The following is a 17,208-nucleotide window of genomic DNA, read 5'->3' on the forward strand; positions in this document are numbered from 1 at the left end:
TAAAATCAATATCATGAAAGAAGTATTCATTGTATCAGCAAAACGTACTCCCGTCGGAGGATTACTTGGGAATCTGTCCACTTTTACAGCCACACAGCTGGGCGCTCTGGCCATTCGGGAAGCTTATAAAAACATTTCTCTGGAACCGGAATTACTGGACAGTGTTTATATGGGAAATGTACTGAGTGCAGGAGTAGGACAGGCTCCGGCAAGACAAGCTGCTATTTTTGCTGATATCCCGTATGATAAAGATGCCACGACCATCAATAAGGTATGTGCTTCAGGAATGAAGGCAACTTCATTGGGAGCACAGCAAATCCAGACAGGCCTTGAACATCTCATCGTAACAGGCGGAATGGAAAGTATGAGCAATACACCACATTATGCCTTCATAAGAAACGGAAAAAAATTAGGAGACCTTACCCTTACTGATGGGATGACTAAAGACGGTTTATGGGACGTTTATCATAATTTCCATATGGGAAGTGCGGCAGAGCTGGGAATTAAAAAATATGGACATACCCGGCAGGAACTGGATGATTATGCATTGTCTTCTTATCAGAAATCACAAAACGCAACTGCACAGGGGAAATTTAAAAATGAAATTGTTCCTGTAGAATTCACCAAAGGAAAAGAAACCATTACCATCGATAAAGATGAAGATATTTTTAAGCTTATTCCTGAAAAAATGGCTCAGCTGAAGCCTGTTTTTGAACGGGACGGATTGCTTACCGCGGCCAACTCCAGTAATCTGAATGACGGTGCCGCAGCTTTGATTCTCGCTTCGGCAGAAGCTGTAGAAAAATATCAGCTGAAACCGCTTGCCAAAATTATCGGTTACGCAGATGCCGCCCAGGCACCGGAATGGTTCACAACATCTCCGGCTCTTGCTATTCCAAAAGCTCTTTTAAGTGCCAACCTTGACCTTTCAGCAGTAGATTATTTTGAGATCAATGAAGCTTATGCCTCAGTTGTACTTTCCAATCAGAAGATCTTAGGTTTTGATCCTGAAAAAGTGAATGTATATGGCGGCGCAGTAGCCATCGGACATCCTATAGGAGCTTCCGGGGCCAGAATTCTTGTGACGCTTGTCAATGTCCTTCAACAGGAAAAGGGAAAATATGGTGTAGCTGCCATTTGTAATGGCGGCGGCGGAGCTTCCGCTATGGTTATCGAAAATATGAATATATAACTAAAGTATTTTTAATTTCCATTAAAAAATGTCTGGCCAGATGAATGACCGGACATTTTTTTATGAATACAATATTCCAGGCTTACGAAGGCAGGCCTTTTAAAAACTCCCTGATGTCATTACTTATTTCTTCTGTATGGGTTTCCAGTGCGAAATGTCCGGTTTCATAAAATTTTACAATAGCATCAGGAATATCTTTTTTGTAAGCTTCCGCTCCCGGAGGCAAAAAGAAAGGATCATATTTTCCCCATGCAGCCAGGAACCGGGGCTGGTATTTTCTGAAATATGCCTGAAATTCAGGATATAGTGCCACATTAGTCCGGTAATCCAGCATCAGGTCAATCTGAATATCATTCATTCCCGGGCGGTCCAGAAAATGCTGATCCAGAGCATAAGATTCAGGGGCGATAAGCGAAAGATCCTTAACACCTTCCTGGTACTGGAATTTGGTCATCTTTTCAGAAGTAAAATCACTTAAGAGCTTACGGTTTTCCGGAGTAGGATCTTCCCAGTATTTTCTTATCGAACTCCAGCTGTCACTAAGACCTTCTTCATATGCATTCCCATTCTGAGAAATAATTCCCGTTATTTTTTCGGGATTGGCTAAAGCTAACCTAAGACCGGTAGGAGCACCATAATCAAAAATATAAAGGGCAAATCTTTTTAATTCCAATCTATCAATAAATCCCTGCATTATCCTGGCAAGATTATCAAACGTATAGCTGAAGTGGTCAGAATCCGGAGCATCACTAAACCCGAAACCCGGTAGATCCGGTGCAATGATATGATATTGATCATTCAGCTTAGGAATCAGGTTGCGGAACATGTGTGAAGACGTAGGAAATCCATGAAGAAGCAAAAGAACAGGAGCATCTTCAGGCCCGGATTCACGGTAAAAAATATTCAGACCATCAACGTCTGTATTGTTGTAATAAATGGTTGGGTTCATAATTGTTTTTATTTTTTTGTTATTTCAAAATTACGCCATACATTTGATTACATAAAACGATTAATTATGATATGAATAATCATAAAAAATGATACATGAATTTAAATGATTTAAAAATATTTGAAGCAGTAGCTGCTTCCGGCAGTTTTACAAAAGCTGCGGAAGTTATGTGTACCGTACAATCCAATGTTACCGCAAGGATAAAAACGCTCGAAGAAGAACTGGAAGCTCAGCTTTTTACGCGTACTTCCAGAAAAGTTTCTTTAACCACGGCCGGACATGCATTTATTCAATATGCCCGTAAGATTTCACACACAATAGAAGAAGCCAAAAAGGAAATTAAAAATTCTGATCAGATAGGAGGGAACCTGTGCATAGGATGTATAGAGACAACACTGGTATTTAAAGCCCCCGAAATCCTTTCGGGTTTTATGAATGCTTATCCTCATGTCCAGCTGGAATTTAAATCGGACACCCGCTCAAAGCTTATTGATGATGTTCTGAATTATAAGCTGGATGCGGCGTTTGTTTCTGCACCTATTCATTCCGCACAACTCGAGCAGATCCACATCAAGCAGGATGAGCTGGTTATTGTGACTTCTCTGGATGAAAGATCAGTCAATCAAATTCTCAAAAAGGACAATCTGAATATTGTTGTTTTTGACCAGGGTTGCGTTTACAGGGCAAGGCTTGAAACTTTGCTCAATGCAAGGGGAGTGATACAATACAAGAGCATGGTCATGAATTCTATTGAAGGGATCATTAATTTCGTTGAAGCAGGCCTGGGAATTACCTTGCTTCCGCTTGAGCTGATTGAAAAGTATTACGGTGGCAGGAAATTGAAAACCTTTAAGCTCAGTAAGGAGATCAATACCATATCCACTTCTCTCATCTACCTGAAAAGCATTCCCAAATCCCAAGCTTTGGAATCTTTTATCGGGATGTATGCAACAGGTAATAAAAAAGCAATCTCTTTTTGAGATTGCCTTTTGTAATTATTTACAGTTCCGGAGCTAATGGCCAGTCTACGGGAATTTTTGTAGCTGCAAACAAGTAATTGGTTATTGTTTTATCACCGATCGCAATAATCACATCTACCAAATGGCCTTCGGTATATCCTTCATTGAAAAACTGATTTTTTGTCTCCTCAGAAATCTCACCCTTATTGCTTACTGCCTCATAAACCAGTTGCCCTAAGGAATTGAGTTTTGAATCAAAAGATATTTTTGCTTTTCTGATTTCAAGGATCTGATCATCATCAAATCCGTTCAGCTTTGCAATAGCAGTGTGAGCACTTAAACAATACAGGCAATTGTTATACTGGCTGACAATAAGGTTCACTACTTCTTTTTCTTTTGCTTTTAAGGATGACTTGGCATTTTGCAAGGCAAGATAAGTGGCAAGCCCATTTTCCGAATGTGCAAAAGTTGCATACAGATTAGGAACAAAGCCAACCCCTTTTTCTAATTGGTTAAAAATATTTTGATTTGCTTCTGAAAGCTGCTCTTTTTGAGGAATCTGAAAATTTTTCATTTGTAATTGTTGTTTAAAATTAATACGACAAAGTTCAGTGATCCCTGACCTCAAAAAAATAGAACAATTTCCCGAAGATGTATGCTTTTTTCCCTTTCCAAATGATACATTTGTTCAAATAAGACTTTTATTAAAAATTAGTGAGATAAAAGATGATCTATAATTTCTATAATAAACAGACGGAAGCAGCTTGCCGGCTTCTTGTCCATGAAGAAAAATTTGACAGGGTTTTCTACGGAAAAGACCGTAAAGACAAATTTCTGACATTGGCATGGAACCAGGGTCCGGACATTTTTATTACAATAGATAAAATATCCTATCTATTCAAATCAGGCAGCATACTTTGCTTAATGGTCAATCAGTCATTTGATTTTCCCGACAATTCACAAATCATCGTATGGCAGTTTAATAAAGATTTCTACTGCATTGAAAGTCATGATTCCGAAGTAGGGTGTGTAGGATTTCTTTTTTATGGTTTGTCTCAAAGTATGTTTGTTTCCGTGGAGGATCAGGTCCGTGATAAACTCACATTGCTACTGCGTATTTTTATTGAAGAATTCCAGGATGTAGATGATATCCAGGAGGACATGCTCCGGATGCTGTTGAAGCGCCTGATCATCCTGATTACACGGTCGGCAAAAAAACAATTTGTTGCAGATCAATTTCCTGAACAAAAACTGGATATTATCCGGCAATTCAGTTTACTGGTTGAAAAGAATTATAAGTCGGAACATTCCGTAAAGTTTTATGCAGATCAGCTTCATAAGTCTCCCAAAACCCTGTCCAATCTTTTTAATCTCTATAATAACGGAACTCCCTCTGAAATCATTCAGCAAAGGATTATACTGGAAGCTAAAAGATTACTGCTTTTTACCAACAGCTCAGCCAAAGAAATTGCTTATGAATTAGGATATGAAGATGTTGCTTATTTCAGTAGCTTTTTCAAAAGGGTAACGGGACTTTCACCTCTGGCGTTCAAAAAGCAATCAGCAGGAATTTCCACTCCATAAAAAAGCCTCCCGAGGGAGGCCTTAAAAAACACAAATGATGAAAAAAAATTATTTCGAAGTGCAAATATAATAAAATATATTATGTAATACATTATAATTTTATTAATATTTTAATTCAATTTTAAATAACATATTAATATTATGCATACATACTATTAATATATTTTCAAATATAGGTATAATTCTTTCAGAGGAGTTTTTTCTATTTAAACATACAGCAAGTATTTCAGATCCATAAAAAAACCTCCGGGAAAAATCCCGGAGGTTTGAAACTTTTTATTGACTAAAATTTGAATACACAGCCGCAAACGCTCATTTTACCTTCAACGACTGTTGTCCATTGTCCGTTCCAGGTACCACCGTAAGAGGCACAAATGGAAGGGCATATTTCTTTTGCATCTTCATTGCTCCAGATAGGACCTGCCAGAACATCCAATGTATATTCTGTGCTTCCTGTAGGAACCGTATCGTACTCAACTTCAATTACACTCATTTCCCCCTCAACAATGGTAGACCATTGTCCGGTAAATTTTCCTAAATGTGCCGCAGCAATACGACCTCCTAATTTCTGAGCCTGATCGTTGCTCCAAAGCGGACCTGCAACGATGTTGATTTTGAATTTTGACATGGTGTTTGTTTTTTATGTTTTAACATACCAAAGGTGCAACTATAATAAAACAAACACTAGAGTAGAAAACACCATTTTTTTTGGTCAGTATTTATACCTACTGCTTTAAAAAAAAATGAGTTAACCCCCATCAATAAAGGGCTAATAGGTTTAAATTATTTCTCCGAAATTAGATATATCAGATTGATCAATGGAAAATAACAGAAAAAACAAAAGAAGTTAATTTTTTTAAGAGAAAAGGACATAAAAAAAGACGAAGCTATAATTATTACTTATAGCCTCATCAATTTTTTCAATCATTTGGTTTTGTTGGTACAAATTTAGAGCAATTCGTACGACAGGTACAGATACAGTTGCTGTTTTTTATTAGGGCACAGATTACCAATTACTGGCAATTTCCCCAAGCGTCTTAAGATCGGAGTTAACTTTATCTGTCCATTCCATCGCAAAATTAAGCCTCATACAGTTGTTATACTGATTGTATTGGGTAAACATTCTTCCCGGAGCAAAAGTAATATTCCGCCTGATGGCCATATCAAACAGTTTGACAGTATCAATTTTTTTATCAAGTTCCAGCCATACCATAAATCCACCTTCCGGCTGGGAAACTTTAGTATTATCAGGAAAATAATCCTCAATGCCCTGCTGAAGCTTCAGACAATTATTTTGTACTATTTTCCGGAATGTACGAAGATGATGATCATACCTTCCGTTTTCTAAAAAATGGGATATGGCTTCCTGATACAAAGCAGGGGTAGAAAGCGTTTGTATCAGCTTCTGCTGGATAATTTTATCCTTATACTTGCCCGGGATAATCCATCCGAGCCTGTAACCCGGTGCCAGTGTTTTGGATATGGAATTCACCAACATCACAATACCGGCTTCATCAAATGCTTTACAGGGTTTCGGCCTCTCGGCTCCATAATACACATTCCTGAAAATATCATTTTCAACTAATGGAATATCCCATTCCGTAAGCATTTTTACAAGCTCCTTTTTATGATCGTCAGGCATGAGTGTACCTAAAGGATTATTGAAGTTAACCACAAAACAGCATGCACTTATGACAGGCAAAACCTTTTTCAATGCTTCGAGATCTAAACCTGTAGAAGGGTCTGAAGGGATTTCTACAGCTTCAAGTCCCATGGCATTTATCATTTTAAGAATACCAAAGTAAGCGGGACTTTCTACAGCAACCTTATCTCCGGGTTTGGTAACCGCCATCAGGCAGGTAAACATTCCGTTCATCGCTCCGGACGTTGCTATCACATCATCTTCTGTAACTTTACCCTCCAGCATAAATGCCCATCTGGCAACCGTTCTTCTAAAATTGAGATTTCCCTGAACAGATTCGTACGTTGCCCCGCCATTTGCCAGGCTTCGCATAACTGTAGTCACGCTCTTATTAAGCTGGGCGATGGGCAGCAGGCTTTTTTCCGGCAGCCCGAGGGAAAAATGGGTAATGTCCGTATTTTCCGAAGAAGCAAATGTCTTAAGGAAAAGATGTTCCGGGTACTGCTCTTTTTGCAGGGATTCCAGGATAATAACAGAAGGAAGAGAAAATTTCCTTTGTGAAGCTTTACTTACATAGTAGCCGGATTTAGGTCGTGGTTCTATCAACGATTTACTTTCTAACTCCAGAAATGCCTGCCGAACGGTATTGATGCTTACATTATATACTTTCTGTAAGGTCCGTATAGAAGGCAATTTATCACCAAGCCTTAACGTTCCACTGAGAATCTGCTGCTCAATGATCCCGGCAATTTTCAGATAAAGGATTTCTTTTTTCATTCAATCGGTATTATTTCTGTGTAGTTCAAAATTAAGAAATTAAATCCCCGTTTAATAATTTATCATGCAGATAAAGAGTCACAAGCACTGCGTTAATTCATAAAAAATGATTTCTATCAGAAATACCGCTTAATACGATATATTTCATACAAAAGTGAATGATCTGTAAAATATTGTTCTATAACTTTTTAAAATTGTATTATAAAAAATCTTAATTTTAAGTGATTTTAGATTTTTTTAATATTTTTTAACAAAATTTATATTTCTATTTTTGCAACCAAATCTTATAAATTATGAAAAAAATTTTATTAACCCTTTCTCTTTCTTTGGGAATTTTTGCTGCAGCACAAGAAGCAAAAACAGAGGCTCCGGCTGTTGATACGACAAAAGCATGGAGCATTCAAGGTCAAAACACATTAATGCTGAACCAGGCGGCATTCTCGAACTGGGTAGGTGGTGGAGCAAACAACGTGGGTTGGCTTGCCGGTGTGAATTATAACCTTACTTATGAAAAAGGGAAGGACCTTTGGGAAAATATTATTATCCTTGGATACGGACAAAACAATACCCAGGGCGTAGGAACAAGAAAGACCCAGGATGTAATTAATCTTTCAAGTAACTATGGGAGGGAGATCGCTAAAAATTGGTACGCATCCGGTGGTGTAAGTTTACAAACTCAATTTGCTCCGGGCTATGAGGACGGAAATAATCCTGATGCGAAAAAGATATCCAACTTTATGGCTCCGGGATACCTTAATGTAGGTGCTGGTTTTACATACAGACCTAATGATAATTTCACCATGACATTACGTCCGGCAAATGCAAGGGTAACTTTTGTACTGGATAAAGACCTTCAGTATGCAGGAACTTACGGCTTAAAGAATGATGGAGATTCTTCACTATTTCAGTTCGGTTTCCTGGGAACAGCCATTTATAAAATAAAGATCATGGAAAACATCAACCTTACAAATACAGGGTCTGTCTTTTCCAATTATTTAGATCATCCTGAAAGACTGGTCCTGTCTTACAGCGGAATTTTAAATATGAAGATCAACAAATTTATTTCAACCAACATAACGCTGGATCTTTTATATGATCACAACCAGATCAGAAGAACACAGCTGAAACAGACTTTGGGAGTTGGTTTTGCCTATAATATTGATAACGGGAAAAAACGTTCTGATAAAAAAGACAATCAATCCTGGATGAAGAAGTAGCACTATTCATCGAAAAAATAAAAAAGACTAACCGAAGAATGGTTAGTCTTTTTTATTTAGTATGGAGAAAAATGAAAATTATTGATGTCCGCTTTTTCTGCCCATTAAAGTCAGCATAGCCAGAAGCCCACTGATCGCGCCAAAAAAATAAATAGACTGATATCCCAGCCAGCCTGCAATAATCCCCGCTATCGGACCAGCCAGGCCTAGTGAAAGATCGAAAAAAGCGGAATAAGCTCCCAGTGCTGTTCCTCTCATTTGCGGAGTTACCTTTTTAATGGCGAGTACTCCCAAAGATGGAAATACCAGGGAAAAACCAATTCCCGTAAGTGCACAGCCTACGATTGCCATCCATCCCGAATGAGAAAAACCTATCAATAGCTGTCCTATGATCTCAATAGCAAAAGACCCTAAGGCTACTTTATAACCACCGTACTTGTCGGGAAGGGAGGCAAATAATATTCTGGTAAGAATGTAAAATCCACCAAAACAAACAAAAGCAAGAGAAGCATGCTCCCAGTTTTTCTCAGCGAAAAGCAAAGCGATAAAGGAAGCTATGCATGCAAATCCTATGGAAGAGAAAGCCAGTGCCAATCCCTGATCGGAGACTTTTGCAATCACTTTATAAAAAGGAGTTCTTATATGAGTAGGATCCGCTTCAAGGGTTGGCAGCCGGGCTGTTGATAACCAGCTCACTACAGAAAGGACCAGAATTAATGTAAAAGGAACAACACTACCGAATTGGCTTCCCATCCATATACTTAACGGGGCTCCTAAAGCGATTCCTCCATACATTGAAATTCCGTTCCAGGTCATTACTTTGCCGGAATTGTGTGCTCCCACAAGTCCAATTCCCCAGGTTAGCGCTCCCGTTACCATCATACTTTCAGAAATACCATGAATAATTCTTGACAGAATCAGCAATCCTAATGCTAAAATTGGGAAATGTACAGAGGAACTTCCTGCAATATAAAGGATCCCGGCTACAAAAACCATAAATATCCCTCTGTGATTACTGATTTTAGCCCCAAGTGTATCGGTTATTTTACCGGCATAAGCCCTTGTTAATAAAGTAGCTAAAAACTGAAGCCCCATCACACCCCCCACGATAAAGGAGTCGAATTTCAGTTCATTTTTAATCAGAGCCGGTAAGGCACCCAGTGTAATTCCAATTGTAAGGTATACCGCAAATACGGAAATTACAATCGGAGCGAGAACTTTTTTTAAAGGTATGTTGTTGTGATAATGAGTATCTCCAATCTTAGGAGTTACCATAGTTGTACTTTTGATTGCCATATTGCATCGTTTTTTTAGTTATTTTTCGAGTACAAAAGTAGATCGGCAACATACAATTAGCGATAGCTATTCAATGGCTATAATTGGACAAATAATGGTTTTCTTTTCCGGAATTCAGATGCTGTATAACCGGTATTCTTTTTAAAAAAGCGCGAAAAATAAGTATAATCATCATATCCAAGGTCAAAAGCAATTTCCTTAATATCCATGTCAGTATAGTACAAAAGACGCTGAGACTCCAGGATAATTTCCTGCTGTATCCAATGACTGGCTGCAAAACCTGTGATTTCTTTTACCACCTCATTCAGATACAGAGGGGTGATATGAAGTTTCACTGCGTATTCCTTTACCTGTTTCAATTCCCTGTAATGCGATTGAATCATTTGTTTAAAAAGCAATACTGTCTTATATTTCTGTCCGCCAATGACTTTTTCAGAATGCTTGTTTCTGACCAACGCTCTTACCATAAGACCTGCCAGGCTATCCGTAAATGAATTGATAAGATTATTTTGAAAAGAAACTTCATTATGAGCCAATACAGCATCAAAAACCGGAATAAACGAAAACAGACTGTCATTCTTTTCAACTTCTGCAGCCTGGTTAGAATTGAGGTAAGTAGTGAAAATCTCAAGATAAGTTTTAGGAATCAGTGCCGTTTCTATAAACACCAACCAGCCTTTAGAATGCTCATTTTTTATATACCGGTGAACCTGTCCGGGTGCAACATATAACACTGCAGCTCCATGAAGTTCAACCTTACGGAAATCCAGTTCTAATGAAGAATATCCTTCCTGCTGAATAACAAACATAAAATGTTCATCGCGGTGAGCTGCCTGTACAGATTCTTCAAGTTCACCCATAGGACAAATTTCTATACCGGTGCTGTTGAGTTCGTTTGTATGGAGTAAAATGTTCGATTTTGCCATCACTGAAACATTGGGCTGTTAGAGCGTGTAAATGTAATCATATTGCCTGATATTTTAATAAAAGCAACACTTTCTTTCATATGATATATATGGTAATATGAGGCATTCGTTTTAAACCATTTATTTTACATTTCATCTTAAATTTTTCCTGCTTGACTCAAAAAACAGATGCGCATTTAGAAAATCAATATTTATATTTACAGAATTAATGGTTCCAAAACCTACTTGCTCTATGATGAGAAAAACCCAAATAAGGAAAAAAAAATTATTATCTGCCACCAAAAAACGCCTGGTCATATGGGCTGTGGCAATCATTTCATTTTATTTATTTTCCTATCTCATGGATCCTTTTGATCCGGTATGGGAAGACTATGTTAAAGATCCGTTGGATTTTCTGATCAGTGATTTTCTGTGGGTGCTTCTTTTTTCAGTTATTATTTCGGAGGTAAGCATATTGATCGACAGCCAGCTTAATAAGTTGCTTCCATGGAGTAACCGGGGAATAAAACGCTTATGCATACAAGGCATTCTGCAAATTGCCGTAAGCATTCTTTTTGTGGCCATTATCATTAATATTTTTTCCAATACGCCCGACATAGCCAAAATGGATTATCGTAAAGAAATGACCTTGTTGGGACAATGGGTAGCTACCAATATCATTATTTCCCTGCTCATCAGTGCCGTAAATACAGGAGATTATTTACTGGAAAATTGGAAAAAATCTGCCATAGAAGTAACCCAGCACAAGCTAAGGGCTTCTAAACACAAACAGGCTGCAATGGCTGCAGAGCTACAGGCTCTGAAACTACAGATAGACCCTCATTTTATTTTTAATAACCTAAGCGTTTTATCGGAACTTATTCTGGAAAACCAGCAATTAGGTTATGAGTACGCTGAAAATTTCTCTAAAGTTTACCGCTATCTTGTTATTAATTCAAAAAAAGATGTGATCTCTTTAGACGAAGAATTGAAATTTTTAGACTCTTACATTTTCCTGATAAAAAAAAGAATCGGTGACGGAGTCAATTTCGAGATCTCTATTAATCCGGAATTAAGGAATATGATGATCCCTCCTTTAACTCTGCAGTTTTTGGTAGAAAATGCCATCAAACACAATCAAACACTCAGATCCAATCCTCTACAAATAAAAATTTATACATTAACCAGCAAAAATCTTGTTGTCTGCAACACTTTGATCCCTCTCATCAATAAAGCCGAATCTTCCAAAGTGGGTATTAAAAACATCATGAACCGGTTTGAATTGCTTGGAGATAAAAAGCCGTTGATCCTTCAAACAGAAAAAGATTTCCTTGCCAAAATACCATTATTATGAAGCTCAATAAGATCTTAATCGTAGAAGATGAAAAGCCTAATGCGGACCGCCTAAAAAGGTTATTGCTGAAATTGCGGCCCCACGCTGAAATTGTATCTGTTGAAGATTCCGTAGCATCAGCAGTACAATGGTTGGAAGAAAATCCGGCTCCTGATATCATTATGATGGATATCCAGCTGGCAGACGGCTTAAGTTTTGAAATTTTCAATCAGACAGAAATTAAATGTCCTGTGATCTTCACCACCGCTTATGATGAATATGCAGTAAAAGCATTTAAATACAACAGCATCGATTATCTTTTAAAACCTGTTGAAGAAGAGGAGCTCGAAACCGCATTAAAGAATTATGAAACCTTTATGGAAACCATTCCATATGTAGGAACTGCTATAGAGGGACTGCTGAACTACATCCAGCCCAAAGATTACAGGAAGCGTTTCCTTTTAGCCCACAGAGACGGTTATAAAACCCTGCTCTCGGAGGATATCCTCTATTTTTTTACCGAACTGGGCGTCAGCAGAGCTGTTGTAAAAAACGGAAACACAGAAATTGTTCCCCAGACCTTAGAGGAACTGGAAAAACAGCTGGATCCTAAAATGTTTTTCAGAGCCAACAGGCAGTTTATCATCAACATAGATTCCGTACAGCATATTTCCAATTACTTTAACGGAAAACTGAAACTCGACCTGGTCAGGCATCCGGATATTGAAGTCATTGTAAGCAGGGAAAAAGCTTCGGCACTGAAGTCCTGGATGGATTATTAGATCACCTATATGATTTCTACGATAGTGGAAATATTTTTTTTATCATACAATTTAAAATTCTTCATCCCAAACATTTGTTCGGGGTAATACTCTTTATCATTTCAGTAATAGGAAAAATCTCGTTTTATACCCTTTTCTTTTCATTTCAGCTATTAAACGCTTCATCCCCGAATAATTACGTTTCACTGAAATTCTCCCTATTAATGCCCTTTTTTTGCGATTATTTTGTAGTCAACAAATAGTAAATCGTATATTATGAATTGTAAAAAAGGTTATTTCGTACTGCTATTGACAGCAGCTGTTTTTCTCCAGTCCTGCAACTCCGGAAAAAGCCAGGAAACAGGTGAGCAAATGTCTGCACTTCCTACCGATTTTATACAGCTGAAATCAGGAAATGCTGATATTTCTTCCGGATATCCTGGAAGTATCGAAGGACAGGATAATGTGGATATCAAAGCCCAGGTCACAGGCTATCTGGAAACGGTATACGTAAAAGAAGGGCAATATGTACAAAAAGGGCAGACGCTTTTCAGGATCAATCCTTCAGTCTATAATGAACAGGTAAATAATAGTGATGCTGCATTAAAAATAGCATTGGCCAACCAGGCGAGTGCCAGACTTGAAGTAGAAAAACTAAAACCATTGGTGGAAGGAAATGTGGTTTCCGATATGCAGCTGAAAACAGCTCAGGCAAGCTATGCAGCAGCAACAGCTCAGGTCGCACAGGCTAAATCTGCATTAGGCTCTTCAAAGATCAATGCCGGATTTGCGTATATAAAAGCTCCTGTATCGGGATATATTGGCAGGATCGTCAACAGAACCGGAAATCTGATTACCCCTTCTGATGCCACTCCGCTTACCACACTTTCCGATATCCATACAGTGAATGTTTATTTTGCAATGAACGAAGCCGATTTCCTTCGCTATACCAAAGCCAGAATGGCCTCCGAAGATCAAACCGGAAACGTTGAACTGATCCTTCCGGATGGTTCTACCTATCCATATAAAGGAAAGCTGGAAAATGCCAGTGGAAATTTTGACCGGATGACAGGAAGTATGCAGCTGAAAGCAATATTTCAAAATCCTGATCAACTTCTTCGTGCAGGAGGTACAGCGCGGGTAAAGATTCATCAGTATGTGGATGATGTCATTAAATTACCTAAAACAGCTGTAAAGGATATTCAGGACAGATTTTTTGTTTACAAACTGAATGCCCAGAACAAAGTTGTTATGACTCCAATTGAAATCTCAGGAGGAACCATCTCGGATTATTTCGTTTCATCAGGAGTGCAGCCGGGAGATAAAATAGCCATCAACAGGATTGATGCCCTTAACGAAGGAGCCTCGGTACTCCCTAAAATCATCCCTTCAAAATAGATTCTAAAAACACAATGTACTCATCCAAAGAAATTAAGACATGCTAAAAAAGATCATAGACCGACCGGTATTGGCCACTGTAATTTCCCTTATTATTGTCATATTGGGAATCATAGGCCTCAGCAAACTTGCGGTAACCCGGTTTCCGGATATTTCGCCGCCTACCATTATGGTTTCCGGATCTTATCCGGGAGGAAATAGTGAAACCGTTATACGCTCCGTAGTAACGCCTTTAGAAGAGCAGATCAATGGAGTGGAAGATATGCAATATATTAAGTCGAATGCCAGTAATGACGGAACTTTTTCCATTTCAATTATATTCAAACAGGGAGTTAATCCTGATCAGGCTGCCGTAAATGTACAGAACAGAGTGCAGCAGGCAACCCCTATTTTACCTCAGGAAGTTGTGAGAATGGGATTAACCACCTCCAAGCAGCAAAACAGTATGATCATGCTGTTTAACATTTATACTGACGATAATAAAAAGTATGATGAAACCTTTTTACAGAATTATGCCAACATCAATCTTATTCCACAGGTAAAAAGAGTAAAAGGCGTAGGGCAGGCACAGGTTTTCGGAGCTAAAGATTATTCAATGAGAATCTGGCTTAATCCGCAGAAAATGTCATCTTACGGACTGGAACCTGCTGATATTTCAAATGCTGTAGCTGATCACAGTCTTGAATCTGCTCCCGGTAAACTGGGTGAGGAATCCAATGCTTCCCTTGAATATGTTATCCGGTACAAAGGAAAGAAAAATAAACCTGAGCAATTTGAAAATATCGTTGTTAAAAATGACGGAACCAAACTGATCCGCCTTAAAGACGTAGCAAGAGTAGAATTCGGATCAATTTCTTACAGCGGGGATAATCTTTCAAATGGTAAAAATGCCGTGACTGTTGCTATCATGCAGACTACGGGATCCAATGCCAATGAAATTGAAATTGGAATCAACAAATCCATTGAACAGCTCTCCAAATCTTTTCCTCCCGGAATTAAATACTCTAAAGTGATCAGTACCAAAGAAAGATTGGACGAAGCAACGGGACAGGTAAAATCTACGTTGATAGAAGCATTTATTCTGGTGTTTATTGTTGTATTTATTTTCTTACAGGACTTCAGGTCTACCATTATTCCTGCTATTGCGGTTCCCGTAGCGATTATCGGAACCTTCTTTTTCCTTCTTGTACTAGGGTTCACGATTAATGTACTGACACTTTTTGCATTGGTTCTGGCCATCGGTATTGTCGTTGATGATGCAATCGTTGTCGTAGAAGCGGTACACAGTAATATGGAAGGAACCAGCCTTACCGGTAAGGAAGCAACACACAAAGCCATGAATGAAATTACCGGAGCTGTTATTTCAATTACCCTGGTTATGTCTGCCGTATTTATTCCGATCGGATTCATGTCGGGTTCAGCAGGATTATTTTATAAACAGTTTGCCTATACGTTGGCTATTGCAATTATTATTTCGGCAGTGAATGCATTAACATTAACACCTGCATTATGTGCCGTTTTTCTTAAAAATAACCATTCCCCTGAGGAAAATGGTAAGAAGAAAGGATTTGGAAAAAAATTCGCTACCGCTTTCAATGCCAGCTTTAATAATTTAACGGGCAGATATGTAAAAGGTGTACGCTTTCTGATCAACAGAAAATGGATTGCCGGAGGTCTGATCATAGGGATTATCGGGGGAGCCGCATGGCTGATGACTTCTACGTCCAAAAGTTTTGTGCCTATGGAAGACGACGGACTGTTTATGTATACGTTAAGCATGCCACCAGGAACAGGATTAACGAAAACAACAGAAGTATCTGATAAAATGAATGCCATGCTGAAAAAACTGGATGCTATTCAGGAAAATACATCTATCACAGGTTATAATTTATTGAGTAACAGCTCAGGACCGGCCTATGCTATGGGATTTGTAAAATTGAAGCCTAAAAAAGAAAGAGGAGAAACCCAGGATATTGATGAAATCATGGCCATTGTTAACGAGAAGTTTTCAGGCATCAAAGAGGGAAGTGTCATGACATTCAGGATGCCTCCGGTGGAAGGATATGGTATGACCAACGATGCAGAAATTGTACTTCAGGACCGCATGGGACGTGACCCACAGATTTTAAAGGCTAAAGCTGATGAGCTGATCGGACAGCTGATGCAAAATCCCAACGTAGCTTTTGCCTACACCATGTTCCGGGCAGATTATCCGCAAATGGAGCTGGAAGTGGATGAAGACAAAGCCAAACAGCTGGGCGTAAGCATTTCCAATCTTTTAGGAAGTATACAGACTTATTTTTCAGGAGACCAGTCTCAAAACTTTTCAAGATTCGGGAAATTCTACCGGGTAAATATTAAAGCGGATGGAGTTTTCAGAATGGATGCGGAAGCCTTTAATGATATCTTCGTGAAAAACAACAAAGGTGAAATGGTTCCGGCTAACACCTTGATCACTTTAAAGAAAGTGTATGGCCCTGAATCTGTTGGACGATATAACCTATACAATTCATTAAACATCAACGTGACCCCGAAACCGGGAGTAAGTAACGGAGCATTAATGACATCCCTGGAAAAAACACTGGATAAACTTCCATCTGATTATAGTTACGAATGGACCGGATTGAGCTTAGAGGAAAAGTCATCAGGAAATCAGACTATTGCAATCTTCGGTCTCTGTCTATTGTTTGTTTATCTCCTCCTTGCTGCCCAATACGAAAGTTATATACTTCCATTAGCTGTAATGCTTTCCATTCCTACAGGAATTGTTGGAGCGTTCCTTGGAATAAAAGCAATAGGATTCGACAACAATATTTATGTACAGGTTGGCTTGATCATGCTGATAGGACTTTTAGCCAAAAATGCCATTCTGATCGTTGAATTCGCTGTCCAGCGGAGAAAATCAGGAATGTCTCTTCTCGAGTCGGCTCTTGAAGGGGCGAAGTCCAGATTACGCCCTATTATTATGACTTCACTGGCATTTATTGTGGGAATGATTCCTTTGATGTTATCCTCCGGAGGAATGGCTTCAGGAAATAAATCCATCAGCGTGAGTGCGGCAATGGGAATGCTGAGCGGGGTTGTTCTGGGAGTATTTGTGATTCCAGTATTATATATGTTCTTTCAATATATCGATGAAAAGATTTCGGCAAAGAATCCTAATGTTTCTAATGTTTCATCACTAAATCAATAAAA

14 protein-coding genes are annotated in these 17,208 nt (G+C 38.7%); 8 read left to right on the forward strand and 6 right to left on the reverse strand.

From position 1 onward, the window contains the following. Positions 1 to 13: 13 nt before the first annotated feature. Entirely contained in the window at positions 14 to 1,192 is a 1,179-nt protein-coding gene (locus tag MTQ00_RS05445; protein ID WP_273648029.1) for an acetyl-CoA C-acyltransferase, read from the forward strand. An 82-nt stretch (positions 1,193 to 1,274) separates the two neighbouring features. Here MTQ00_RS05445 and MTQ00_RS05450 read toward each other — a convergent pair whose 3' ends face one another. After that, the gene (locus MTQ00_RS05450) at positions 1,275 to 2,141 is read right to left on the reverse strand and encodes an alpha/beta fold hydrolase (protein WP_273648030.1); all 867 of its coding nucleotides are present in this window, start codon (positions 2,139 to 2,141) and stop codon (positions 1,275 to 1,277) included. Between the two features lie 95 nt (positions 2,142 to 2,236). Between MTQ00_RS05450 and MTQ00_RS05455 the strand changes: the two genes are divergently transcribed. Then, positions 2,237 to 3,121 (forward strand): LysR family transcriptional regulator, encoded by an 885-nt coding sequence (locus tag MTQ00_RS05455; protein ID WP_273648031.1) that lies wholly within the window; start codon positions 2,237 to 2,239, stop codon positions 3,119 to 3,121. Positions 3,122 to 3,140: 19 nt separating this feature from the next. Here MTQ00_RS05455 and MTQ00_RS05460 read toward each other — a convergent pair whose 3' ends face one another. Beyond that, on the reverse strand, positions 3,141 to 3,674 hold the full coding sequence (locus MTQ00_RS05460) for a carboxymuconolactone decarboxylase family protein (RefSeq protein WP_273648032.1): 534 nt from the start codon (positions 3,672 to 3,674) through the stop codon (positions 3,141 to 3,143). Positions 3,675 to 3,826: 152 nt separating this feature from the next. On the opposite strand from MTQ00_RS05460, the gene MTQ00_RS05465 reads away from it, so the two are divergent. Further along, positions 3,827 to 4,684 carry a helix-turn-helix domain-containing protein gene (locus MTQ00_RS05465; RefSeq protein WP_172282705.1) on the forward strand — a complete coding sequence of 286 codons (858 nt, stop codon included), beginning with the start codon at positions 3,827 to 3,829 and terminating at the stop codon, positions 4,682 to 4,684. Positions 4,685 to 4,967: 283 nt separating this feature from the next. On the opposite strand, the gene MTQ00_RS05470 is transcribed toward MTQ00_RS05465, so the two are convergent. Together MTQ00_RS05470 and MTQ00_RS05475 are read right to left on the reverse strand one after the other, a co-directional pair. Then, positions 4,968 to 5,312, reverse strand: a complete 345-nt coding sequence (locus tag MTQ00_RS05470) for a mannan-binding lectin (protein ID WP_172282703.1) — start codon at positions 5,310 to 5,312, stop codon at positions 4,968 to 4,970. Positions 5,313 to 5,690: 378 nt separating this feature from the next. Beyond that, positions 5,691 to 7,103, reverse strand: coding sequence for an aminotransferase-like domain-containing protein (locus MTQ00_RS05475; protein ID WP_172282701.1), 1,413 nt, complete (start codon positions 7,101 to 7,103; stop codon positions 5,691 to 5,693). Between the two features lie 293 nt (positions 7,104 to 7,396). Between MTQ00_RS05475 and MTQ00_RS05480 the strand changes: the two genes are divergently transcribed. Next, complete coding sequence (locus tag MTQ00_RS05480) at positions 7,397 to 8,320, forward strand: DUF3078 domain-containing protein (protein WP_172282699.1); 924 nt, start codon at positions 7,397 to 7,399, stop codon at positions 8,318 to 8,320. Between the two features lie 78 nt (positions 8,321 to 8,398). Here the strand turns inward: MTQ00_RS05480 and MTQ00_RS05485 are convergent, their stop codons facing one another. After that, positions 8,399 to 9,616 carry an MFS transporter gene (locus tag MTQ00_RS05485; protein WP_273648033.1) on the reverse strand — a complete coding sequence of 406 codons (1,218 nt, stop codon included), beginning with the start codon at positions 9,614 to 9,616 and terminating at the stop codon, positions 8,399 to 8,401. A 77-nt stretch (positions 9,617 to 9,693) separates the two neighbouring features. Beyond that, positions 9,694 to 10,542, reverse strand: a complete 849-nt coding sequence (locus MTQ00_RS05490; protein WP_273648034.1) for a helix-turn-helix domain-containing protein — start codon at positions 10,540 to 10,542, stop codon at positions 9,694 to 9,696. A gap of 232 nt (positions 10,543 to 10,774) precedes the next feature. Between MTQ00_RS05490 and MTQ00_RS05495 the strand changes: the two genes are divergently transcribed. From MTQ00_RS05495 to MTQ00_RS05510, 4 genes are all read left to right on the forward strand, one after another. After that, complete coding sequence (locus tag MTQ00_RS05495) at positions 10,775 to 11,875, forward strand: sensor histidine kinase (RefSeq protein ID WP_273648035.1); 1,101 nt, start codon at positions 10,775 to 10,777, stop codon at positions 11,873 to 11,875. Further along, entirely contained in the window at positions 11,872 to 12,636 is a 765-nt protein-coding gene (locus tag MTQ00_RS05500; protein ID WP_273648036.1) for a LytR/AlgR family response regulator transcription factor, read from the forward strand. Before MTQ00_RS05495 ends, MTQ00_RS05500 begins: the two co-directional genes overlap by 4 nt. 255 nt (positions 12,637 to 12,891) lie before the next feature. Further along, positions 12,892 to 14,013, forward strand: coding sequence for an efflux RND transporter periplasmic adaptor subunit (locus tag MTQ00_RS05505; RefSeq protein ID WP_273648037.1), 1,122 nt, complete (start codon positions 12,892 to 12,894; stop codon positions 14,011 to 14,013). A gap of 40 nt (positions 14,014 to 14,053) precedes the next feature. After that, on the forward strand, positions 14,054 to 17,206 hold the full coding sequence (locus MTQ00_RS05510) for an efflux RND transporter permease subunit (protein WP_273648038.1): 3,153 nt from the start codon (positions 14,054 to 14,056) through the stop codon (positions 17,204 to 17,206). Positions 17,207 to 17,208: the final 2 nt, after the last annotated feature.

Origin of the sequence: Chryseobacterium sp. B21-037 (assembly GCF_028570785.1) — a bacterium.
In the GTDB taxonomy this organism is placed as follows: Bacteria; Bacteroidota; Bacteroidia; order Flavobacteriales; family Weeksellaceae; genus Chryseobacterium; species Chryseobacterium proteolyticum.